Here is a 22,232-nt window from a genome sequence, read left to right on the forward strand (position 1 = left end):
ATAAGTGTCAGGAAAGCCCATTAAACGTGCACATTCACGTGGAGTTAAGCGGCGTGGATTTTTATTTTTACCCTGCGATACTAAAATTTCAGAACCATCTTTGTAGTATCTTGCTGAGAGTGTTCTGCTAACACTATTTTTATCAACTAAGCCAAAACCAAATCCATTACCTTTTTCTTTATGCTTTGCAGCATATGCTTGCAAGTATTTCCACAAATTATCTGTAAGCGTGTATTTTTCTAGTGGTTTTTTCTTTGCATTATCAAAATACTTATTTTCATCAGAGGCAATTACAGGTTCAGTTCCATCAGTTTTGTGCAATATTTCTTTAAGTGTGTGAATGCCTTTACTTGGAAGAATAACTTTCTCCCAATCAAATTTGTTTTCTTCTCTAAAGCCAACAATTATGATGCGTTCTCTGTGCTGAGGTAAAAAGTGAGCTGCATCAATTACCTTAAATTGTATTTTGTAATTAAGTCCGTCAGTTAGTGCATTTTTGATAACACTAAATGTCTTTCCTTTATCGTGAGAAGTTAAGTTTTTTACATTCTCTAATAAAAAAGCTGCAGGTTGTTTTTCTTTAATTATTCTAACAATGTCAAAAAATAATGTGCCTTGTGTTTCATCTAAAAAACCGTGTGCTTTACCTAATGCATTTTTTTTTGAAACACCAGCAATTGAAAATGGTTGACAAGGAAAGCCAGCAAGTAACACGTCGTGATTTGGAATATTAGCTTCACTTATCTCAGTAATATCTCCATTTATATCGTGCTTTAGTCCAAAATTTTCAGCATAAGTTGTTTGTGCATATGAGTCCCACTCAGATGTAAAAACACATTCACCACCAACTTCTTCAAATGCTAGTCTAATTCCGCCAATTCCAGCAAATAAATCTATAAATGTAAACTTTTTCATTGTGCCAATTGGTTGAAAATTTGTATATCAAGTATACACAGCACTAAAGCAGAAAAGCAAGCTAGCAAGCCCTACAAGCAACTAAATACTTGCAAGCTAGTGTTGGGTAGCAGCTAGCACAAACGACAGCACGTAGGGCTTGCTATGCAGTCAGTAGCAAAAGAGCCACACGCAAAACAAAGGAAATACATAAATGCTTTGGTTACAGCGTATCTCATTGAATTTGAACAACATTTTGCAACGACAAAAAGAGGTTGCCCAAACAAAACAAAGAAAACATACTTTTACACGTGTAAACACAACATTTGGAGAAAACGCTATGTCACAAGCACGTGTATTAACTGAAAGAGAACTGCGTAAAGTTTTGAACTACTGCAGCCAACAACCACACGCTACTCGCAATCGTGCAATGCTGCTTTGCACACATATGGCGGGTATGAGGGTAGGGGAAGTTGCAGCACTACGCATTTGTGACGTGTTAGCAGAATACTGCGTGTATTCAGCAGCTACAGCAGCTTGTTTGTGTGGGGGTGGGGTTTGTGTATGCTGCACGTGCAACAGCACACTAGCTGCGTGTTTTACCCACTTGTATACCTAATATACAAAGCAGCAAAAGAGTGGGTGGGGGAGTGGGGGCAGAGTGGCTGCAAACAACCAAACTTTTTCACACAGTGCTGTGTGCTAAACCGTGCGACAACCGTGTTACAGAAAAGCCTAGCACGTTTTCACGTGCTAGGCCTTGTGTAGTGGCTCCTCGACCTGGGCTCGAACCAGGGACCTACGGATTAACAGTCCGGTGCTCTACCAACTGAGCTATCGAGGAATATTCGATTTGAAGAACACTTTTGTGAACTTTCAAGACGAACAGTATAGCAAAAAAAACGTGTTTTAAAGGCTCGTTTTCAGCTTTTCCATATGAAGAGGGCGTTGCTGCAGTTGGGTTGCTCTGGCTCTCTGGACGGTCTATGGGCGTCCAGATTCTGGACGCTTGAGTTGCTCTGGACGGTACAGGTACTCTGGACGCTTGGGGCAATCTGGACAGTGCAGGGGTGTCCAGAGTATGGACAGGTCAAAGTTACTTTACGTTGGAAACGACCTTTAAAGGTTGAGAATTCTCGATGAGTTAGATGCGGCGGTCAGGTCGCTGCGCTGGGGTTGGAACGTTCGCAAAGCCAGTGCCTATGAAAGGTGTTTCTTAGAGTGTCTCTACTTATTAACAGTGCAATGCAGCATGTTTATATTTGGTAAATCTTTGCAACTTTCTAGGCCCCCAAGATCACTATGCGATTCACAACTACAGCGCTTGTCGCCGCAGGCTTAGTCACTGCATGCTCCGTGTCCCACCCACCTTTGAGCCCTGATCCCATTAGCGTTGTCGCTGCGGGTAGCTTGCGTGATGCGATTTCCGAAATCGCTCGAGAGCATGAGACTAGAACAGGTCAAAAGCTAACCCTTTCATTCGCAGCCTCTGGGCTGCTTCGCGAGCGTATAGAAAAAGGTGAGGCTGCTCAGGTTTTTGCTTCGGCCGATATGGGGCATCCACTCAGACTTGCTAACAGCGGTAACTGGAGTGCGCCCCGTGTCTTCGCTCGTAATCAGCTTTGCGCATTGACCCAAGCCAATCTCAATCTCACGCCTGAGCGATTGCTCGATGCACTTCTCGACCCAGCCATTCGTCTAGGTACCAGCACTCCCAAGGCTGATCCATCCGGCGACTATGCTTGGGAGCTTTTTCGCAAGTCCGATGCTCTGCGCGCAGGCGCTTTCAGTATTCTTGAACGTAAGGCATTGCAGCTTACTGGTGGCCCCAACTCTCCCAAAGCTCCAACAGGGCGTGGCACATATGCTTGGGTCATGGACCAGGGCCAAGCAGACATTTTTCTCACCTATTGCACGAATGCGGTGGCTGCACAGCGCGAGGTGCCGCGCTTGAAGATCGTTTCAGTGCCGCCTGCTTTGCAGGTTTATGCCGACTATGGTTTAACAGTACGTCGTGTTTCTCATCCTGCTGCGCAGGCTTTTGCAGAAGCACTGCTCTCGCCAAGTGCTCAGGCTGTTTTCTCGCGTTATGGATTTGGCAGTCCTTGATTTTTTAATCCCGCTGAATACCGATTACCTGCACTGGGGTTGCCCTGGACGGCTTGTAGTTGTTTTTCATTGCAAATTTTGACCAGTATTAGCGCTTTATCAATGCGTAAATTGGTTAAGCGTCCAGAGTAAAAATGAGGCTGTATTTGAGAGACCTACGGAATAACTGTGCAATATATGTGTAATTGACTCTATATATAGAAGATTGCGCTAAGTCTTTGATTTATAGAGATTTTTAAATAAAAAAGCCAGCTAATTGCTGGCTTCTGTGGATTAACAGAAAGCCAGGCTCGTGAAAAATCCTTATAAATCAATGACTTATAGGTGAAAATGGCAAACGTGTAATATTTCGTGTAATTGAATGAAAACTGTAAATTACAGTTTTCCCAGTAATTTCGTTGATTTTGCACTCAGCCGCGTCACTTGTCAGGCGGAAATTTGAAGCCATGCGCGGCGCTAGAACCAGTTGGGGTAAAAGTTCGACTCCATATTTTTATCTTTTCACGATAAAGCATCTTTTTATAAATGAGGCTATTTGGGTCAAAACCTACCTCCTTGTGCGAAGATTTGCGTTTAAAAATTCAGAATTAGCTCGTCATGAAAAAAATCAAAAAAATAGGTGTTTGTTTGCTTGGCTGTTTTTTGGCAACGGGTGCTTTTGCCCAGCACTCCCACGGTAAAGGTAAATTGCAATTGAAATTGGAAGGACAAACACTGATGGGCGAGATGGAAATGCCCATGGAAGCACTTTTGGGTTTTGAGCATCTGCCTAAAAACAAGGCCCAGTCCGAAGCCATGACCCGTCTGCAAAACGCAGCAAAAGACGCTTCCTATTTCATTGAATTGCCTGCAGATGCCAAGTGTCAGCAAAAAGAAGCAAAAGCCGAATCTTCGATGTTCCAAGGTGTTGCCTCAAAAGGCCACAGTGATCTCGATTACAGCTTTCACTTCGTCTGTCTAAATCCCCAAGCGCTCACTAAAATTTCGTTTCCTTTTTTCAAATCTCACATCAAATCGCATCAACTCAAGGTGGAATGGGTAGGGGACAAAGGGCAAAAATCCTTCACTGTTCGCTCAAGCAAACCTTATTTTTCACCATGACCGAATTGGCCATTGAAGTTAAAGATCTTGAGTTTGCTTGGCCTTGTAAGGCAGCTTTTCTTCGCGTTCCCACATTGAGTCTTCAGCAAGGGCAGACCTTGTTTGTGGGCGGTCGCAGTGGCAGTGGAAAAACCACTCTTTTAAGTCTTCTAACGGGTGTGCACTCTGTTCAGAAGGGGCTCTGCAAAGTTTTGGGCTACAACTTGACTGAAATGTCTGCGTCCCAGAGGGATTTATTTCGAGGCAGAAATCTTGGACTAGTGTTTCAGCAATTTAACTTGATTCCTTATTTGACAGTTCAGGAAAATATTGAATTACCCACCCAAATTTTTGCCAGCCGAGCGCAACACGCAATCGACCTACACGGTAGTGTGACTGCTCAAGTTCATTCTTTGTGTGACTCCCTTCATTTATCTAGGCAACTCATGGCTCGCCCAGCTCACCAATTGTCTGTAGGGGAGCAGCAAAGAGTGGCCTCAGCCAGAGCCCTTATGGGAAGCCCTGCTCTGATCATTGCAGATGAGCCAACATCTGCTTTAGATGAGGAGAGCAAGGCCAACTTCATGACGCTCTTGTTGTCAACAGCGCAATCGCAAAATGCCAGTGTCATTGCTGTAAGTCACGACACACGCTTGGCTGATCAATTTGACCACCGTTATTTTTTGTCTAGCTTGGAGAATCAGAGTGCTGTGGCTTAAGTTGGCATTGCGAAGTGCTTGGTCGCGCCGCTATTCACTGAGCTTGGTGTTGGTCTCTATTTCTGTGTCGGTTTTGGTATTGTTAAGCGTGCAGCAATTGCGACAAGACGCTAGACAGAGCTTTTCCAACGCACTGACAGGTGTCGATTTGGTGGTGGGTCCGCGTGGCAGTGCCAGCGACTTACTGCTTTACAGTGTGTTTCAAATTGGACAACCCACTCAAAACATGGCCTATGCTGATTTTGAAAAAATCAAGTCTTTGCCCACCGTGTCATGGGCCTTGCCCATTCAACTTGGCGATTCATTTGAGGGCTTTCCTGTTCTAGGGACGTCCATCGATTTTTTCAAGCACTACCGAACCATGAATGGGCCACTCACTTGGCGACAAGGGCAATCTTTTGTAGACCCCTCAATCAACCCTGAGGGCATGCGCCAAGTGGTCTTGGGCGCAGAAGTGGCTCAGTCTAAAAAGTTGACTTTGAATGACAGCATTGTTTTAACGCACGGCTATCAAAGTTTGGATGCAGAGCATGCAGACCATCCCTTTGTCGTGGTGGGTATTTTGCAAGCGACGGGCACCCCCCTTGACCGAACAACGCTTATCTCTTTAGAGGGCTTTGAGGCATTGCATACTGGCTGGGGCTTGGGCTTGCGTCCTTCTGCATTTGACAGCCCAAAGTCCACCACGAATTCAGAGTCACAAGTCTCAGTGGTACTGCCCACCGAGTTGACTGCGGCTTGGGTTGGTTTGAAGTCTAGAACCGCAGTTTTCAAGGCAAGAAAAGAAATTGAAGATTTTGCGAGCCTTCAAACCTCAATACCGCTCATGGCTGTTTTGCCTGGGGTAGCGCTTGACGAACTTTGGCAAGTGGTACGCGTGGTAGAAAATGCGCTTATTGTGATGGGAGTTTTGGTCGCTGTTTGCGCTTTGCTCGGCGTGGTGGCGGTCCTCCTTGTGGGCTTGGCGGCTCGCCGAAAAGAGTTGGCCATCTACCGTGCCTTGGGTGCTAGACCACAGTCTATTTTGATGCTCATTGTTTGGGAATCATTTTTAATTGGTGTTGCTGGTATTGCTTTGGGAGTAGTCATGACGCAACTGGTTGCGTTTATTTTCCATGACGTCTTGTTGTCAACTTACGGTATCAAAGTTCATATGGGCTGGCCCTCTTTGGCTGCATGGGGCAGTATTGGTTTGCTATTGTTAGGGGCGTTGATAGCCAGTTTGATACCAGCTATCAGGGCCTATCGAATGTCACTCTCTGATGGATTAAACCCACCTTCAATGGGTTGAAATGGAGTCTCAAACTTTGAATCATTCTGTTTATCTGATGCGCAAGTTGGGCGTAGTTCTGTTGATCATGCTTGCCCAAATTTCGTTTGGCCCTGTGGCATTCGCCCAAACTCCTGGTTACGAAAAAATCACTTGGGATGATCTGCTCAATGAGGAGTGGTATGCCCAAATGCGCAAAGATGTGGCCAGTTATGAACGCATGGCTTTTTTAAAAGATGGCTCTGAAGAGGCCGAAAAATTGATGAAAAGCTTGCGCCAAAAATTGGATGAAGCGCCAGTAGCACCCAAATATATTGGGCGAAAAATTCGAATGCCAGGTTTTGTGGTGCCACTCGATGCTGTTCGGGATGGTCGCAGAGAGTTTTTACTGGTTCCATATTTTGGCGCATGCATTCATACACCACCACCCCCTGCAAACCAAATTGTGTTGGTCAGTCCCCATTCAAAACTCAAGTTATCGAAACCCCTTGAATCCATGGACGTGGTGTGGGTTGAGGGTGAATTGAAAGAAGCCAGAACACAAACTCAGTCTGGTGTGTCGGGCTATTCACTTGAAGCAATTCAAATCTATCCCTACAAAGCGTTGCATCAAAATAAGAAATAAGGCACAGAACCCCTGATTAACAGTCCGGCGCTCTACCGACTGAGCTATCGAGGAATGTATTCGGTTTGTTCTAGCAAGAATGAAGAATTTGGTATGACACCCAACTGGGCTTGTTCATGACTTACTAGACAAACACTTTAACAAAAAAATGACGCAATTTGCTTGGCAAAGAAACTTTGAAACCGTCGCAAATCCTAGGATTTGCGATTTCTTTTTTTACAGAGTGACAGGATTAGAAAGTCTGCCAATACCTTCTATCTCGCACACAACGGTATCGCCCGTTTTTAGATAGCCTTGGGCTTTGACCATGCCATCCGTACCGTTCCACTTACCGCCTAATTCTTCATCGCTGGACCATGCGGTGCCACTTGGCGTGCCTGTGATGATGACCATGCCAGGACGCAAGGTCATGTTGATGGAGAAAAAGTGAACCAATTCAGCGACGGTCCAAATCATTTGGGAGGTGCTGCTGATTTGACGAAGCTCACCATTGACCCAAGATCGAATCATGATGTTTTGTGGATCGGGGATTTCATCTTGCGTGGTAATGCAGGGCCCCATGGGGGCGCTGGTGTCAAACAATTTACCGCGACCGAGTTCGTACCAGTAAGAGCCATCAGGGCGCTTGCGCACTTGACGGTCACGCGCTGTCACATCGTTGACGATGGTGTAGCCAAACACATGGTCGAGGGCATCTTCGATGGCAATGTGGCGACCGGGTTTACCAATCACAACGGCTAATTCAACTTCTCCATCTAGTTTCTTCGTAAGAAGAGGATCCCACACGATGGCTTGGTTGTGACCCACCACACAGTCGCCTGTTTTGACGAAAAACTCAGGCTCTTTGCCGCTGGTGTCTGCGTTAGCTTTTTCTTGGTTGTGACTTAAATAATTACTTCCCGAGCACAAGATGGTGGAGGGGATCAGCGGTGCAAGCAATTCAGCTTGTTCAATGGCTGTGCGCCCCATGCCTGTTTTGCTGAGTTCCACACCCTTTGTAAACAAGGGTTTCAAATGATCCCAACTTGCAATGACTTGCGAGGTGCTGCTTAAAGTTGCAATGTCGCTGATGCTGAGAAAGGGGCTTGCCTCATGGACCGCCAGCAAATCGACAGCATGCTCGCCATCCAAAATTCCAACACGCGTGGCGCCATTGACGCAAAGATTGATCAGTTTCATAAAGAGCTTTTTATTTTTTAAAAAGAATGCGTGTGGTTACTTGATTTCACCCATGCTGGTGAGGACGGTGTCTAGGCGTTTGGTGTCTTCCACAATGAACTTGGTAAAATCATCAGAGTCAAGGTATTGAATGGGTGTGTTCAGTCCCGCCATGGCTGTCTTGAAAATGGCGTGATTTGAAGCATCTTTGACCGAGGCGCGCAAACGATTCACCACAGCGTCGGGTGTGGCTGCAGGCGCAAAAATCCCCGTCCACAAATAAAACTCTCCTTTGTAGCCCAACTCAGTGGCTGTAGGCACATCGGGCAAAGAAGCAATGCGGTCTTTGCTCAACGCGGCTAAGACCCGCAATTTGCCAGCTGCAATTTGGCCCGCAATGGCACCTGGTGTTTGCATGGTGGCGTCTACATGGCCACCTAAAAGTGCATTGATTTGAAGGCCACCCCCGGAATAGGGAACGTGAACCATTTTCAAATTCGCCGCGTAGGCCAAGATTTCCATGGCCACATGGGTGGTGCCGTAAAGGCCAGAACTGCTGTATGAAATGGTGCCCGGCTTGGCACGTGCATCACGAACAAAGTCAGCCAAGGTTTTCCACGGGCTCTCTGTGCGCACGGCCAAAACCGTTGGGTCAGCCGTTAGGCGTGCAATGGGTTTGAATTGGTTGATTTGAAAGCTAGAGGCGCGGCCGCTGATGCGGTCTGAGATCGGGATGGTGATCATGCTGGGCAAGGCCATCATGAGGGTGTGGCCATCAGGCTTGGCTCTGGCCGCAGCGGCCATGCCAATGGCGCCTCCTGCGCCACCTTTGTTGTCGATCACGATGGATTGTACAAGGTTTGTGGACATCGCAGCGGCCAAGGGTCTGGCGGTGATGTCAGACACGCCACCCGGTGTGAAGGGAACCACAATGGTCAGGGGGTGCTCAGGGAAATTTTGAGCTGATGCTGCCATTGACAGCAGCAGGGCTGCTAAGGAAAGACTGACCTTGATCTTGTGATATAACTGCATTGCCTTGATCTCCTGGTGTTGATGTGTTGAGCGAAACCATCTATTTCAGCCGATCATATTGTTTTTTTGGGGGCTGGGCTTGTACCAATCGGCGGGTGGGGGTTTAGCCAAAGGCGGCAAAGAACCTTGAAGTTCAGAGGCGAAATTGCACGCTCGCCCTCAAAGTACGCGGTGCACCCGGGTAGAGGTAGTAGTGACCAAATTGCTTGGGAGACTCACGCCAGTAGCGTGTGTCAGCCAAGTTGTCGATGGCCAAGGACCATGTAGAGGCAAGGCCATTGAATTTTTTATCGTAATGTGCAGTGGCGTCGACGGTGGTCCACGCGGGCAGTTGCACACTGCCGTTTTCAAGCACCTGGCGCTGTCCTTCATGTGACACACGCAGTCCAGATCGCAAGCCCGGCAAACTGGCATAACGGTATTCGGCCATGCCGCGTAAAACAAATTTTGGAACGTTGAGCGGGGTGGTGCCGACCACGCCCGAGGTTTGTGTGACGTCGCTGATCTTTGCTTGCATCCATTGGATTTGGGAGCCCAGTTTCCATTGAGCGGAAAGAAGGTGGGCTCCTACATCGAGACCCTGGTGTGTTTGCTTGCCGTCTAGCAAGCGGCTGCCGTTGCCATCGTCGTAGGCAAGTGGTCGTGCAATTTGAAACAGGGAAGCATGCCATTGCACAGGCATTTGTGCATTCAAGGTGCGCAGACCTATTTCTGATTGGCGGCTTTTGCCTACGCCCAACTGCTGCCCAGCATTCACCCAGTAAGTGCCGCTGCTATTGGGCACCACAAAGTTTTCGACGCCATGTCCGTATGAGGCATACGCCAAAGCACCAGAAAGTTTGGTGGACATGCCGAGCCAAGGCGCACTGACATGGTCGAGGTAGCGCATGCTGTTGGGATCGTTCGGATCATTGCGTGAGCTGCTGCGATTGAACATGACATGGCGTAGCCCAGCCCAAACAGAGGTGCGGTCAGAAACTTCTACGCGGTTTTTCAGGTTGAGTTCGGTTGCGTATTCGCTGCGGTTTGTATTGACTGTCGAGAAATCTGGGTTGGGGGTGCTGTTGAATGGCGAGGACACATGGCCTGTTTGCAAGATGGGCGCATAGGCCTGATACGTTGGAAGTCTGTCCAGTTGTCTCTGGCGCAGCACACCCGCAGTGAGGTGATGTTTCAACCCCATCATTTCTAATTCGCCCGAGACTTCGCTTTCAAGTGAATCACTGAGGCGGCGTTCGTTGTTGCTGCGGAAATCATAAAGCGCGAAATTGCCATTTGCACAGTATTGGGTGAAGTCGGCGGGAGAGGCGCAGCCATAACCAAAGACGAGTCGGTCGTCAGTTTTCAAACGTTGACCGCCGTACTGCGTGGTCCATCGCCAGCCCGAATCTAAGGCTTGACGAATGCGCACGGAGCCAGTCATGGCATCGAACACGCCTGGCTGGCTCCAAGATTGGCGTGTGAGGTTGACACGTGGATCCACTGGGGAGGGAAGCTTTCCACCCAGCAAGCTGTAGCCGTTGATGCCAATTTGTTCGCGGTGTGATTGTTCAAATTCAAACTCAACCACGGTGCCAGGCTTGAGCCGCCAATCCAAGGCCAAAGCGACCAAGTCGCGTTGGCCTTGGGTGTTGCGAATGTAGGGGTTGAGGTCTTCGTGCGCGAGGTTGAAGCGGTAGCCGAACTCAGCCCTTTCTCCAAAGCGACCTCCTAAGTCTGCTGCCACCAAGCGGTTGTTGCCTGGGCCATAGCTGAGCGTGATGTTTCGAATGGTTTGCTCTGCGTTGGTGGGTGCACGCTTGACCACATAGTTCACCAAACCACCGGGCGAACTGGTGCCAGCTTGAATGCCGCTGGTGCCTTTGAGCAATTCGATACGCTCTTTGTTGTCCATAGGAATCATGGTCTCAGCACTGATGGGCAAACCTTCGCGGCGGTAGTTGTAGCGGTTGTCTAAGGTGAAGCCGCGAACGCTGAGGATGTCCCAATACGCGGGCGAGTTGTAGCTGTCACTGACGGAGGCATCTAAGCGCAAAGCATCGGACACGCGCTGCGCACCTAAGTCTTGCAAGGTGGCTCTGGTGATGATGGTGGTTGAAAAAGGCAGCGCTTGGGCTGGCACATCCCCAAAGCCTGACACGCGCGCGGGCAGCTTGTCGGTGATGGTGATTTCGTTTGGGTTTTGTTGTGCCCACGCGCAGGTGCACGATGCCATGCACAGCGCAGCGGCCGCATGGACGCGGCTTATTTTAAAAAATGACAAATGGTGTGCCATGACGTTTCCTTCAACGTGATGGCAGGTCGGCTGACTTTGAAACGAGTGGCTGCTCTGTGTGACAGAGCCTCGTCATAAGACCAAGCTTCCCTGCGCGAGGATTACCTCAAGTCCTTGCGGACTTTGAGATCCGCTGCGGGCGGATCTCAACAGGTTCAAAGGGACTTTCTCAGTCGAAGCCGGTAACGGCTTCAACACCCCTAGCGAATGCGCTATTGCTAGCGCGGTGTGAATTTTAAACGAGTCCGAGCAAGCGATGCAGCTCGGTGGATGTGGTGGTGTATTGCAGCAGGGTTTTTCGTGTGGGGTGCACGATGGCTGCAGCACCAAAGGCGGCGAGGGTGGCTTCGTGAAAGCCGCACAAGATGAGCTTCTTTTTGCCTGGGTAAGTGTTGATATCACCCACCGCAAAGATACCCGGCACATCGGTAGCAAAGGTTTCGGTGTTGACCACCACTTGTTTGCGCTCCAGCGCCAAGCCCCAGTTGGCAATGGGGCCGAGCTTGGGCGAAAGGCCCAAAAATGCCACCAAGTGTTGGGCGGGACACTCTATGGTTTGGCCATCGGGCGTGGCCACTTGCACGGCGTTCAGATGCTGCGCGGTGCTGAGCAAGGCAATCGGTTGGCCAATTTGCAATTGCAAGTGGCCGTTGGCCACGGCATCGCGCATGGCTTGCAGCAGCACAGGCTCGGCGGCGAAGACATCGCGGCGGTGCATCAGCGTGACGCTGCGCGGCTTGAATGCGGGTGCTTGTGCTTGGTGCGAGAGTTTTAACGCAGCAGCCACTGCCGCTTCTTCGCCGCCCAACACCCACACATCTTGACCCGAAAAACGAGATGCGTCGCCCATGCGGTAATGCACATGCGTGCCTTCAAGTTCTGCAGCACCCTCTGTGGCCAGCTTACGCGCTTGAAAGGCACCCACGCCTGCAGCGACGACCAAGACCTTGCACACCAAGTGTTGCCCAGTGGAGGTGTTGACCGAAATGGAACCGTCTTCTAGCCGCGAGACCTTGGTCACTTCTTGGTTTAAGTGAAATGTCGGCGCAAAAGGTTTGATTTGTGCTTGGAGCTGCGCCACCAACTCACGGCCCGTGCACACCGGGATGCCAGGAATGTCGTAGATGGGCTTGTCGGCGTAGAGCTCAACACACTGGCCGCCCACATAGGGCAGGGCGTCGATGAGGTGGCTGCGAATGTCTTGCAGCCCAAGTTGAAATGACTGAAACAAGCCCACTGGGCCTGCGCCCACGATGACGGCGTCGGTGTGAATCGTGTTGACTGTCACCGTGGGTGCCGTCATGGTGCTCAGCGCGGAGAATTTAGCGCTTGAGTTCGGCGAGTTTGCCGGTTTTGTCTTTCCACGCATCTGCGTCAGCCATCGGCGTTTTGCGTTTGGTGATGCTGGGCCAGCCGATGAGCGACAACTCTGCATTGAGCTTGGTCATGTGCTCTTGGCCTTCAGGCACGTCTTCTTCGGCGTAGATGGCGTTCACAGGGCATTCGGGGATACACACCGCGCAGTCGATGCACTCGTCAGGGTCGATGGTGAGGAAGTTGGGGCCTTCACGAAAGCAGTCGACGGGACAGACGTCCACACAGTCGGTGTACTTACATTGGATACAGGCTTCGGTGACTACGTGCGTCATGTCAATTCAATCAATGAGGAAAAAGGGGTCCAACCAATCGCGTTGGCTGGAATCCAGAGATTTTAAACGGCTTGGTTGTTGGGCCCGTCAGAGGCTCAGTTCACCAACACTGCCCCCGAGGTCTTGTGTGTGGCTGTGTCGACCAACACCAGCGCGCCCAAGACGCGCGACTGCTTGAACGGTAACGTCATCAAAGGCTCTTGCAGGGCCAGCGTGACATGGCCAATCGCGTTGGGCGCCAATTCGGTGGCGTCTTCTTCGGCCAAGGTGTTGACGTTCAAGCGGTGCACCACGCGTTGCACTTTGGCTTTCACCCAACGGTGACCATGTAAAGCCCAGTACACACGGCCAGCTACCAAAGGCTCGTCGTCCATCCAAGCGATGGTGGTGTTGAGCTGGCGTTGGCCTTCGGTGTGACCCAAAGATTCGGATGTGTCGGCCAGCAACCAGTCGCCACGTGACACGTCTACTTCACGGTCCAGCACAATGCCAGCGCTGTGGCCGGCTGTCTTGCTTTGCGGCTCGCGTGTGGCTGACAGCACTTGCGACACCACAGCGGTTTGGCCGCTTGGGAACACTTGCACGGTTTGCCCTGGCTCAATCGAGCCCGTGGCCACACGGCCCCAGAACACGCGGCGACCTTGGGTGGTCACGCCAGAGTCGTGGAACTTTTCCACCCACTGCACCGGAAAGCTAAAAGCCACCTCAGTTTCAGCCGGTATGTTGGGCAATTCTTCCAACAGGCTCAACAAACTAGGGCCACGGTAGCCGCACCAGTTGGCTTGGTCATTGTTTTCGGTGGTCACCACGTTCCAGCCTTTGAGGGCGGACACAGGCACCATGGCCGTGATGGTGATGTCAGCCTCAGTTGCAAACTTGCGCAAGGCGGCTTCAATGTTTTGGTAGGCCAGGGCAGCGTCTTCAACTGCGTCGAGTTTGTTGATGGCAAACACGATGGAGGGCACGCGCAGCAGCTTGACCAACAACGCGTGGCGACGGGTTTGCGCCAGCAACTCGAGCGCAGGGTTTTTCCAATCGAGCTTGATGGCGTCTACCAAGACCACGGCGGCGTCGGCGCTAGAGGCGGCGGTCACCATGTTGCGGGTGTATTGCTCGTGGCCGGGCGTGTCGCCAATGATGAACTTGCGTGCTTCGGTGTTGAAGTAGCGATACGCCACGTCGATGGTGATGCCTTGCTCGCGCTCGGCAGAGAGACCGTCGGTCAACAAGGCGAGGTCGGTGTATTGGCCATGTTGGCCCGCGCGCTGCACGCCCGCCAGATGGTCTTGCAACACGGCTTTGGTGTCGACCAACAAGCGCCCAATCAGGGTGCTTTTGCCGTCGTCCACCGAGCCGCAGGTGATGAATTTGAGTGCGTTCATTAGAAATATCCGTCTTTTTTGCGCTTCTCCATCGAAGCCTCAGATGTTTTGTCGTCCATGCGGGTGGCGCCGCGTTCGCTCACGTCGGCGGCCAAGGTCTCGATGACGATTTGCTCGGGTGTGGCCGCGGTGCTTTCCACGGGGCAGGTGCAAGTGATGTCGCCCACGGTACGAAAACGCACATCGCGGATCTCCACTTGCTCACCGTCTTTGGGTGGCGTGAGTTCAGTGACAGGGACCAGCAGGCCACGGCGGTTGACCACTTCGCGCTTGTGCGTGTAGTAGATCGAGGGCAGCGCGATGTTTTCGCGGGCAATGTATTGCCACACGTCCAGTTCAGTCCAGTTGGAGATGGGGAACACGCGAAAGTGTTCGCCGGGTTGTAGCTTGTGGTTGAACAAGGTCCACAGCTCAGGGCGTTGTGCCTTAGGCTGCCACTGACCAAAGCTGTCTCGGTGGCTGAAGATGCGCTCTTTGGCGCGGGCTTTTTCTTCATCACGGCGTGCGCCGCCAATCAGCGCATCAAAGCGGAATTCTTCGATGGCTTCGAGCAAGGTGACCGATTGGTGCACGTTGCGGCTCTCACCGGCGTGAGCCAAACGCACCGTGCCTTTTTTCATGGAGTCTTCGACGCTGCGCACGATCAACTCAGCACCGAGCTCTTTGGCACGCGCGTCTCGAAAGTCGGTCACTTCCTTGAAGTTATGCCCCGTGTCGATCATCAACAGTGGGTAAGGAATGCGGCCTCTACCGGAGGGGGTGGTTTTTCCTCCAAAGGCTTTTTCTGCGCACTTGAGCATGACCAGTGAATCTTTGCCACCTGAGAACAACAAAGTGGGGCGTTCAAAAGTGGCGGCAACTTCGCGCAAGATGAAGATGGTTTCTTCTTCTAGCGCATCGAGGTGGGTGTTGCTTAAGTGGTGCTGCTCAGTGTGTGTTGTAGCGTTCATGACGTTTCTTGGTTCTTAAATTTTTAGTTCTTCACGTGCAAGCCGCACTCTTTGGCGGCCTCGTCTTCCCACCACCAGCGCCCAGCGCGAAACGCTTCGCCCATGCTGATGGCGCGTGTGCAAGGGGCGCAGCCCACGCTGGGGAAAAACTGGTCGTGCAGTGGGTTGTAGTCCACGTGGTGGGTGGCGATGTAGTGCCACACATCGCCCCAGGTCCATTGGGCCAAGGGGTTGAATTTGCTTAAATTTTTGCTGGCCACTTCGCTGTCGTCTTGCAATGGCACTTCGGCGCGTGCAGTGGATTGCTCTTGGCGCAAGCCGGTGATCCAAGCGCGTTGGCCTTGCAGGGCACGCGCGAGCGGCTCCATTTTGCGAATGCCGCAACAGGCTTTGCGCAACTCGATGCTTTGGTACATCGCGTCTTGGCCTTGTGTGCGCACAAACTGAATGACCGATTCATGCGCGGGGCGATACACGTGGATGGAGGCGCGTGAGGTGGCCTCGGTGCGCTCGAGCAACGCCAAGGTCTCGGTGTGCAGCGCGCCGGTGTCGAGCACGAACACAGGGATGTCGAGCTGCAAGCTGTTGATGAGGTGGGTGATGACCACGTCTTCTGCCCCTAGGCTAGACGCTTGGGTGACGGGTGCAAACTCGGCCGCTGCGCGTTGCAGCAAGGCTTGGGTGTCAGCCAGTTTGGCTGCGTAGGTGTCGCTGGCACGAGCGTTCAGCGTGGTGGCTTTGGAGGTGCCACTGGCAGACAGAAAAGAGAGCTGGCTCATGGATGTTTAAGCCAAGTCCGCAAAGTGAGGCGTGGCATGCACCGCGTCGCCTTGGTAAAAACTTTTGTAGTGGCCCAGCAGCGTGGCGCCGTGAGCCGCGTCTTGGTCGTTGCGCAGCACAGCGCTGGAAAAGCCGCTGCGTTGCATTTGCAACAGTTGGTCTATCAGCACATCGCCGTGGGCGCGGATGTCGCCCGTGAAGCCGCGGCGGCGCAGCACAAAGGCTTGGCTGAAAGCACGGCCATCGGTGAACTTGGGAAAGTTCAAGTCGATGCGCTCCAAGCCCTCGAGGTCCAGGGTTTGCACGTCCACGTCGTTGGCCAAGGCGCGTGCATGGTGACCGTCGGTCGTGTGTTGGGTGATGATTTGCAGGCTCATGGTTATCTCGTATCTGTTTCAGACTGATGCCGCACGCGCGGTGGTGTTGCGGGCCGAATTGGCCGCCACTTTGAACACCTCAAAGCCCACACGGTTCAGGGTGCGTGCAAAGCTCTCGTGGCCTTCGCGCTGGTCGCGGTAGGTGTCGAGCACGGCTTCGATCACGTCCACCACCTCGGTCGCTGCAAAAGACGGCCCCACCACTTTGCCGGCTTTGGCTGGGCCGCTCAGGAACGAACCATCCGAGCCACCGAGCGTGACTTGGTACCACTCTTGGCCGTCTTTGTCCACACCCAAGATGCCAATGTGGCCGCTGTGGTGGTGGCCGCATGAGTTGATGCAGCCACTGATGTGCAGGTCAATCTCGCCCAGGTCAAACAATTCGTCGAGGTCTTGGTAACGCTCGGTGATCGCGGCCGCGATAGGCAGTGAGCGGGCATTGGCCAAGGCGCAGTAATCGCCGCCGGGGCAGGCAATCATGTCGGTCAGCAAGTGCACATTGGCGCGTGCAAAGCCAGCGGCTTTGGCAGCAAGGTAGAGCGCAGCCAGTTGGTCAATGCGCACCCAAGGCAGCACCAAGTTTTGGTCATGGTTGACGCGCACTTCGCCAGAGCTGAACTGATCTGCCAAGTCAGCGGCTGTGGCCAATTGGTCTGCCGTGGCGTCGCCTGGCGCTTGCCCCAAACGCTTGAACGACAGGGTGACCACGCGCAGGCCAGGGTTTTGGTGGCTGGTCACGTTTTGTTGCAACCAACGGGTGAATTCTTTGTCGGCTTTGGCTTGGGCCAACAAAGCTTGCTCGGCTTTTTCTTGCGCTTCGTCTGACACCACATCCACGGGTGGCAGCACAAAGCAGGCGCTGACGCGGTCGAGCTCGACTTGCGGGATGGTGTGGTGTGCGCCACTTTCCAAGATGCGGTCAAACTCTTCGTTGACTTCGTCAAAGTAGCGTTGACCCTCGGCCTTGACCAAAATTTTGATACGCGCTTTGTAGATGTTGTCGCGACGGCCCCAGCCGTTGTAGACGCGCACCACGGCTTCGAGGTAGTTGATGATTTGGTTCCAAGGCAAGAACTCGCGAATCACTGTGCCGATGATGGGCGTGCGGCCCATGCCACCTCCCACGTAAATTTTGAAACCCACGTTGCCTTCGTCGTCGCGCAGCAAGCGCAGGCCAATGTCGTGCCACTCAATGGCTGCGCGGTCTTCTGTGGCGCCGGTGATGGCGATTTTGAATTTACGGGGCAGGTAGGCGAACTCGGGGTGCAGGGTGCTCCACTGGCGCAACACCTCGGCATAGGGGCGGGGGTCGACGTCTTCGTCTACCGCGATGCCGGCGCGCTCGTCGCTGGTGATGTTGCGAATGCAGTTGCCGCTGGTTTGAATGCCGTGGAGGTTGACGCTGGCCAGCAACTCCATCACGTCCGCGCTTTTCTCCAACGGGATCCAGTTGAACTGCACGTTTTGACGGGTGGTGAAGTGGCCGTAGTTGGTGGTTAATTTCGGTGCATCTATGCCGCCGATCTTGTCTTGCGTGGTTTGTGCGCGCTCAATCAGCTCAGCCGAAGGGGTGTCGTAGTCACGTGCAATTTGAGCCAACACGCGCAGCTGAGCGCTGTTGAGCTCGCCATAGGGCACCGCCACGCGCAGCATAGGGGCATAGCGTTGGATATACCAGCCGTTTTGCAAACGTAGAGGGCGGAAATCGTCATCGGCCAATTTGCCAGCCAAGTTGCGGCTCAATTGGTCACGGTACTGCGCGGCGCGGGCTTTGACGAACTCTGAATCGAAGGGGGTGTATTGATACATCAAACTACTCAAACGAAAAAATGAAGCCATACCAAGTGGCGCTCGTATGGTACGCACTGTAGGTGGGCTTTATGCCAATGCCAACGATTACTTAGTTCTACACATATGCGGAATTGGAATAAGGATGGATAAACACGGCAGCTTGTCAGCCAAATCCAGGTGAAGGTGGGCTAAAGTGCCGTAGATAATGCAGCCCTTGAACTGCTTTTCTTTCACACCATCCAAACAAAGACTGAGACCGAGCCATGTCAGCTGAAAAATCCAAAATCGTCTATACCCTGACCGATGAAGCCCCCTATTTGGCAACGGCGTCGTTTTTGCCCATCATTCGCACGTTTGCCGCCCCAGCTGGCATTGACGTGGTGTCCAGCGATATCTCGGTGGCAAACCGTATCTTGGGTGAATTTTCCGATTTGCTGCCGCCTGAGCAGCGCGTGACCAACAACTTGGCCGAACTCGGCAAGCTGACCTTCAAGCCTGAGGCCAACATCATCAAACTGCCCAATATCAGTGCCTCGGTGGGGCAATTGGTGCTCGCGATCAAGGAATTGCAGTCCAAGGGTTATGCGCTGCCCGACTACCCAGAGAACGCCAAGACGGACGAAGAAAAGGCCCTCAAGGCGCGCTATGCCAAGTGCACCGGTTCGGCTGTGAATCCCGTGCTGCGCGAGGGCAACTCCGACCGCCGCGCGCCGCGCGCTGTGAAAGAATTTGCCCGAAAAAACCCCCACAGCATGGCTGAGTGGAGCCAAGCTTCCCGCTCGCATGTCTCGCACATGCACGCGGGCGACTTCTACCACGGTGAAAAGTCCATGACCTTGGACCGTCCGCGTGAGGTGAAGATGGAGCTGATCACCAAGAGTGGCAAAACCATCGTTCTCAAACCCAAAGTGGCTTTGCTTGACCGTGAGGTCATCGACAGCATGTTCATGAGCAAGAAAGCCTTGCTCGAGTTTTATGAAAAAGAAATTGAAGATGCACACCAAACGGGCGTGATGTTCTCGCTGCACGTCAAGGCCACCATGATGAAGGTGTCGCATCCCATTGTGTTTGGCCACTGCGTGAAAATTTTCTACAAAGAAGCTTTTGCTAAACACGAGGCCTTGTTCAAGGAATTGGGCGTGAACGTGAACAACGGCATGGCAGATCTGTACAACAAGATCGCCGCGCTGCCTCAGTCGAAACAAGACGAAATCAACCGTGACCTGCATGCTTGCCATGAGGGCCGTCCTGAATTGGCCATGGTTGACTCGGCCAAAGGCATCACCAACTTTCACTCCCCCAACGACGTGATCGTGGACGCCTCCATGCCTGCCATGATTCGCAATGGCGGCAAGATGTGGGGTGCCGATGGGCGACTCAAAGACGTCAAGGCCGTGATGCCCGAATCCACCTTTGCGCGCATCTACCAAGAGATCATCAACTTTTGCAAATGGCATGGCGCTTTTGATCCCAAGACCATGGGCACCGTGCCCAACGTTGGCTTGATGGCCCAGCAAGCCGAGGAGTACGGCTCGCACGACAAGACGTTTGAAATCTCTGAAGACGGCGTGGCCAACATCACCGACTTGAACACAGGCGAAGTCTTGCTGTCTGAAAATGTGGAAGCCGGAGACATTTGGCGCATGTGCCAGACCAAAGACGCTGCGATTCGCGACTGGGTCAAGCTGGCCGTGACCCGCGCTCGCAACTCTGGCATGCCGGTGGTGTTTTGGCTTGACCAATACCGTCCGCACGAAGCTCAGCTCATCACCAAGGTCAAGATGTACCTGCATGAACACAACACGGCAGGCCTGGAAATCCAGATCATGAGTCAAGTGCGTGCCATGCGTTACACCCTCGAGCGCGTGGTGCGCGGTTTTGACACGATCAGCGCAACGGGCAACATCTTGCGTGACTACCTGACCGACTTGTTCCCGATCATGGAGTTGGGCACCTCGGCCAAGATGTTGTCTATCGTGCCCCTGATGGCGGGTGGCGGCATGTACGAAACGGGCGCTGGTGGCTCGGCGCCCAAGCATGTGCAGCAGCTGGTGGAAGAAAACCACTTGCGCTGGGATTCATTGGGTGAGTTTTTGGCGCTGGCAGTGAGCTTCGAGGACTTGGGTCTCAAGACCGGTAATGCAAAGGCCACCGTGTTGTCCAAAACCTTGGATGCAGCCACTGGCAAATTGTTGGACACCAACAAGAACCCATCGCCCAAAACAGGCCAGCTCGACAACCGCGGCAGCCAGTTCTACTTGGCGATGTACTGGGCCCAAGAGTTGGCCGCGCAAACTGACGACCCAGAGTTGGCTGCCAAGTTTGCGCCCTTGGCCAAGAACCTGACCGATAACGAAAAGAAAATCATCGGCGAGCTCAATGCGGTGCAAGGCAAGCCCGTGGACATTGGCGGCTACTACCTGCCTGACCCTAAGAAGCTTGAAGCAGTGATGCGCCCCAGCGCCACGCTCAACGCTGCTTTGGCGAGCGTCTGAGCATCACCAAGGCTCTGGCCTCAAGTCGCCGAGCTGGCTAGCCCCAAGCGCGCTAGGCCCTCCACGCCCTCAGGCTTGGGGGGCTTTTTGTTGGGCAAGAGCTTGGGCACGGTGTGTCTGTGCCTGCGTGGCAATGGCCTCGCGTTGTTCAGGTGTGAGGCGGTTGAGGTTTTTCAGTTGCATCAACATGCGCGGGTTTTTGGCCAACATGTCGGCATGCCGGCCTAGGTAATCCCAATACAAGGTGGTGAATGGGCAGGCCGTGTCGCCCGTGGATTCGGCGGGGTTGAAGCGGCAGCCTTTGCAATGGTTGCTCATGCGGTCTATGTATTTGCCACTGGCCACATAGGGCTTGCTGGCCATCAGGCCGCCATCGGCAAACTGGCTCATGCCCAGTGTGTTGGGCAGCTCGACCCATTCCACAGCATCCACGTAGACACCTAGGTACCACTGGTGTACTTGCTTGGGCTCTACGCCTAACAGCAAGGCGTAGAGCCCAGTCACCATCAAGCGTTGGATGTGGTGCGCATAGCCATGTTGCAGCGTTTGGCTGATGGCATCGCGCAAGCAGGCCATGTCGGTGTTGCCCGTCCAATAAAAATCAGGCAGCGGTTCATGGGCTTGCTGTGCGTTGCCTTCGGCGTAGTCGGGCATGTGGGTCCAGTAGATGCCGCGAACGTATTCACGCCAGCCCAAAATTTGCCGCACAAAACCTTCTACCGCTTGCAGCGGCGCGTGGCCTTTGTGAAAAGCCGCTTCAGCCGCAGCCAACACCTCGCGTGGGTTGAGTAGCTTCAGGTTCAAAGCGCACGACAGGTGCGAGTGGTACAGCCACACTTCGCCTTCCCACATCGCGTCTTGGTACAAGCCAAAACTGGGCAGCCGATGGGTGACGAATTCATCCAAGGCCACCAAGGCCTGCGCGCGCGTGACGGGCCAGCCAAACTGCGCAATCGAGCCAGGGTGATGCGCCAGCTTGTTGTTCACCAAATGCATCACGTCTTGGGTGATGGTGTCAGGCGCGACGCGTGTGGGGGCGGGAAGCAGGCCGGGGCCTTGTTTGCCAAAGCTGCCTCGGTTGTCGGCATCAAAGTTCCATTGGCCGCCGATGGGTTTTTTGCCTTCCATCAGGATGCCGTTTTTTTGGCGCAGCTCGCGGTAAAAGTATTCAAGGCGCAGCTGTTTGCGACCTTCGGCATGCGCAGCAAAGTCGCGCACGGTGCTGAAGAAGTGCGTGTCGTCTTTGAACTGCAGAGGTAAGTCGTGTTTCTGCGCGACAGCGCGCAGGCTTTGCAACACGCGCCAGTCGCCGGGGGCGGTCATCACCAGTTGTTGCGGCTGCACGTGGTCGATGGCTTTGCTGAGTTCGCCGGCCAGCGTGCCTGTGTTGTGGGGGTCGTCGAGTTGGCTGTAAATCAGCGGCCAGCCGCGCGCTTGCAAGTGCGCGGCGAAGTGGCGCATGGCGCTCAAAAAAACCGTGGTGCGTTGTTTGGACGAGGGAATGTGCGTGGACTCTTCCAGCACTTCGGCCATCCACAGCGTGTCGTGTGCAGGGTCGAAGTCGCTCAGAGCGGCAGCGTCTTCGTCGAGTTGGTCGCCCAAGATGAGGACGAGGCGTTGGCGAGGTGTGGTCATGTGAGATGCTT

Annotated in this window: 19 protein-coding genes and 1 tRNA gene; 7 read left to right on the forward strand and 13 right to left on the reverse strand. The window is 53.0% G+C overall.

The genetic code is table 11. The features are described from left to right. Window positions 1-915, reverse strand: a 915-nt coding sequence (dcm, locus tag V7Q41_RS06680; protein ID WP_333844539.1) for a DNA (cytosine-5-)-methyltransferase, incomplete at its 3' end; no start/stop codon positions are given. A gap of 319 nt (window positions 916-1,234) precedes the next feature. Between dcm and V7Q41_RS06685 the strand changes: the two genes are divergently transcribed. Beyond that, a complete protein-coding gene (locus V7Q41_RS06685) occupies window positions 1,235-1,513 on the forward strand; it encodes a tyrosine-type recombinase/integrase (protein WP_333844809.1) in 279 nt (92 codons plus the stop codon). 149 nt (window positions 1,514-1,662) lie between these two features. Here V7Q41_RS06685 and V7Q41_RS06690 read toward each other — a convergent pair. Then, a tRNA-Asn gene (locus V7Q41_RS06690) sits at window positions 1,663-1,738 on the reverse strand. Between the two features lie 458 nt (window positions 1,739-2,196). Between V7Q41_RS06690 and V7Q41_RS06695 the strand changes: the two genes are divergently transcribed. The 5 genes from V7Q41_RS06695 to V7Q41_RS06715 all read left to right on the forward strand — a co-directional run bounded on the left by V7Q41_RS06695 (window position 2,197) and on the right by V7Q41_RS06715 (window position 6,697). Continuing rightward, on the forward strand, window positions 2,197-3,003 hold the full coding sequence (locus tag V7Q41_RS06695; protein ID WP_333844541.1) for a molybdate ABC transporter substrate-binding protein: 807 nt from the start codon (window positions 2,197-2,199) through the stop codon (window positions 3,001-3,003). Between the two features lie 597 nt (window positions 3,004-3,600). Beyond that, window positions 3,601-4,104, forward strand: a complete 504-nt coding sequence (locus V7Q41_RS06700; protein ID WP_028820670.1) for a ZrgA family zinc uptake protein — start codon at window positions 3,601-3,603, stop codon at window positions 4,102-4,104. Continuing rightward, complete coding sequence (locus V7Q41_RS06705; protein ID WP_333844545.1) at window positions 4,101-4,802, forward strand: ATP-binding cassette domain-containing protein; 702 nt, start codon at window positions 4,101-4,103, stop codon at window positions 4,800-4,802. Before V7Q41_RS06700 ends, V7Q41_RS06705 begins: the two co-directional genes overlap by 4 nt. A gap of 46 nt (window positions 4,803-4,848) precedes the next feature. Then, window positions 4,849-6,093, forward strand: coding sequence for an ABC transporter permease (locus tag V7Q41_RS06710; protein WP_442918818.1), 1,245 nt, complete (start codon window positions 4,849-4,851; stop codon window positions 6,091-6,093). A 1-nt stretch (window position 6,094) separates the two neighbouring features. Next, entirely contained in the window at window positions 6,095-6,697 is a 603-nt protein-coding gene (locus tag V7Q41_RS06715; RefSeq protein ID WP_333844550.1) for a DUF3299 domain-containing protein, read from the forward strand. A gap of 216 nt (window positions 6,698-6,913) precedes the next feature. On the opposite strand, the gene V7Q41_RS06720 is transcribed toward V7Q41_RS06715, so the two are convergent. From V7Q41_RS06720 to V7Q41_RS06765, 10 genes are all read right to left on the reverse strand, one after another. Continuing rightward, window positions 6,914-7,876 (reverse strand): fumarylacetoacetate hydrolase family protein, encoded by a 963-nt coding sequence (locus tag V7Q41_RS06720; RefSeq protein ID WP_333844553.1) that lies wholly within the window; start codon window positions 7,874-7,876, stop codon window positions 6,914-6,916. A gap of 36 nt (window positions 7,877-7,912) precedes the next feature. Next, complete coding sequence (locus V7Q41_RS06725; protein ID WP_333844556.1) at window positions 7,913-8,887, reverse strand: tripartite tricarboxylate transporter substrate binding protein; 975 nt, start codon at window positions 8,885-8,887, stop codon at window positions 7,913-7,915. 133 nt (window positions 8,888-9,020) lie between these two features. After that, window positions 9,021-11,162, reverse strand: a complete 2,142-nt coding sequence (locus V7Q41_RS06730) for a TonB-dependent siderophore receptor (protein ID WP_333844558.1) — start codon at window positions 11,160-11,162, stop codon at window positions 9,021-9,023. A 235-nt stretch (window positions 11,163-11,397) separates the two neighbouring features. Next, window positions 11,398-12,465: an NAD(P)/FAD-dependent oxidoreductase gene (locus tag V7Q41_RS06735; RefSeq protein ID WP_333844560.1), complete on the reverse strand. Its 1,068-nt coding sequence runs from the start codon at window positions 12,463-12,465 to the stop codon at window positions 11,398-11,400. Window positions 12,466-12,484: 19 nt separating this feature from the next. Beyond that, on the reverse strand, window positions 12,485-12,811 hold the full coding sequence (fdxA, locus tag V7Q41_RS06740) for a ferredoxin FdxA (RefSeq protein ID WP_333844563.1): 327 nt from the start codon (window positions 12,809-12,811) through the stop codon (window positions 12,485-12,487). A gap of 95 nt (window positions 12,812-12,906) precedes the next feature. After that, entirely contained in the window at window positions 12,907-14,193 is a 1,287-nt protein-coding gene (locus tag V7Q41_RS06745; protein WP_333844566.1) for a sulfate adenylyltransferase subunit 1, read from the reverse strand. After that, window positions 14,193-15,143, reverse strand: a complete 951-nt coding sequence (gene cysD / locus V7Q41_RS06750) for a sulfate adenylyltransferase subunit CysD (RefSeq protein WP_333844569.1) — start codon at window positions 15,141-15,143, stop codon at window positions 14,193-14,195. Before cysD ends, V7Q41_RS06745 begins: the two co-directional genes overlap by 1 nt. A 23-nt stretch (window positions 15,144-15,166) precedes the next feature. Continuing rightward, window positions 15,167-15,922, reverse strand: coding sequence for a phosphoadenylyl-sulfate reductase (locus V7Q41_RS06755; protein WP_333844572.1), 756 nt, complete (start codon window positions 15,920-15,922; stop codon window positions 15,167-15,169). A gap of 6 nt (window positions 15,923-15,928) precedes the next feature. After that, complete coding sequence (locus V7Q41_RS06760) at window positions 15,929-16,300, reverse strand: DUF934 domain-containing protein (RefSeq protein WP_333844574.1); 372 nt, start codon at window positions 16,298-16,300, stop codon at window positions 15,929-15,931. An 18-nt stretch (window positions 16,301-16,318) separates the two neighbouring features. After that, window positions 16,319-18,109 (reverse strand): nitrite/sulfite reductase, encoded by a 1,791-nt coding sequence (locus V7Q41_RS06765; RefSeq protein ID WP_333844812.1) that lies wholly within the window; start codon window positions 18,107-18,109, stop codon window positions 16,319-16,321. Window positions 18,110-18,354: 245 nt separating this feature from the next. Here V7Q41_RS06765 and V7Q41_RS06770 point away from each other — a divergent pair, with 245 nt between their 5' ends. Further along, entirely contained in the window at window positions 18,355-20,586 is a 2,232-nt protein-coding gene (locus V7Q41_RS06770; RefSeq protein WP_333844576.1) for an NADP-dependent isocitrate dehydrogenase, read from the forward strand. Window positions 20,587-20,655: 69 nt separating this feature from the next. On the opposite strand, the gene V7Q41_RS06775 is transcribed toward V7Q41_RS06770, so the two are convergent. Then, a complete protein-coding gene (locus V7Q41_RS06775) occupies window positions 20,656-22,221 on the reverse strand; it encodes a cryptochrome/photolyase family protein (protein ID WP_333844579.1) in 1,566 nt (521 codons plus the stop codon). Window positions 22,222-22,232: the final 11 nt, after the last annotated feature.

Source organism: Limnohabitans sp. (assembly GCF_036804465.1).
Taxonomy (GTDB): domain Bacteria; phylum Pseudomonadota; class Gammaproteobacteria; order Burkholderiales; family Burkholderiaceae_C; genus Limnohabitans.

Coding starts and splice junctions, on each gene's coding strand:
- V7Q41_RS06685 (WP_333844809.1), top strand. CDS start 1,235: ATGTCACAAGCACGTGTATTAACTGAAAGAGAACTGCGTAAAGTTTTG.
- V7Q41_RS06695 (WP_333844541.1), top strand. CDS start 2,197: ATGCGATTCACAACTACAGCGCTTGTCGCCGCAGGCTTAGTCACTGCA.
- V7Q41_RS06700 (WP_028820670.1), top strand. CDS start 3,601: ATGAAAAAAATCAAAAAAATAGGTGTTTGTTTGCTTGGCTGTTTTTTG.
- V7Q41_RS06705 (WP_333844545.1), top strand. CDS start 4,101: ATGACCGAATTGGCCATTGAAGTTAAAGATCTTGAGTTTGCTTGGCCT.
- V7Q41_RS06715 (WP_333844550.1), top strand. CDS start 6,095: ATGGAGTCTCAAACTTTGAATCATTCTGTTTATCTGATGCGCAAGTTG.
- V7Q41_RS06720 (WP_333844553.1), bottom strand. CDS start 7,876: ATGAAACTGATCAATCTTTGCGTCAATGGCGCCACGCGTGTTGGAATT.
- V7Q41_RS06725 (WP_333844556.1), bottom strand. CDS start 8,887: ATGCAGTTATATCACAAGATCAAGGTCAGTCTTTCCTTAGCAGCCCTG.
- V7Q41_RS06730 (WP_333844558.1), bottom strand. CDS start 11,162: ATGGCACACCATTTGTCATTTTTTAAAATAAGCCGCGTCCATGCGGCC.
- V7Q41_RS06735 (WP_333844560.1), bottom strand. CDS start 12,465: ATGACGGCACCCACGGTGACAGTCAACACGATTCACACCGACGCCGTC.
- fdxA (WP_333844563.1), bottom strand. CDS start 12,811: ATGACGCACGTAGTCACCGAAGCCTGTATCCAATGTAAGTACACCGAC.
- V7Q41_RS06745 (WP_333844566.1), bottom strand. CDS start 14,193: ATGAACGCACTCAAATTCATCACCTGCGGCTCGGTGGACGACGGCAAA.
- cysD (WP_333844569.1), bottom strand. CDS start 15,143: ATGAACGCTACAACACACACTGAGCAGCACCACTTAAGCAACACCCAC.
- V7Q41_RS06755 (WP_333844572.1), bottom strand. CDS start 15,922: ATGAGCCAGCTCTCTTTTCTGTCTGCCAGTGGCACCTCCAAAGCCACC.
- V7Q41_RS06760 (WP_333844574.1), bottom strand. CDS start 16,300: ATGAGCCTGCAAATCATCACCCAACACACGACCGACGGTCACCATGCA.
- V7Q41_RS06765 (WP_333844812.1), bottom strand. CDS start 18,109: ATGTATCAATACACCCCCTTCGATTCAGAGTTCGTCAAAGCCCGCGCC.
- V7Q41_RS06770 (WP_333844576.1), top strand. CDS start 18,355: ATGTCAGCTGAAAAATCCAAAATCGTCTATACCCTGACCGATGAAGCC.
- V7Q41_RS06775 (WP_333844579.1), bottom strand. CDS start 22,221: ATGACCACACCTCGCCAACGCCTCGTCCTCATCTTGGGCGACCAACTC.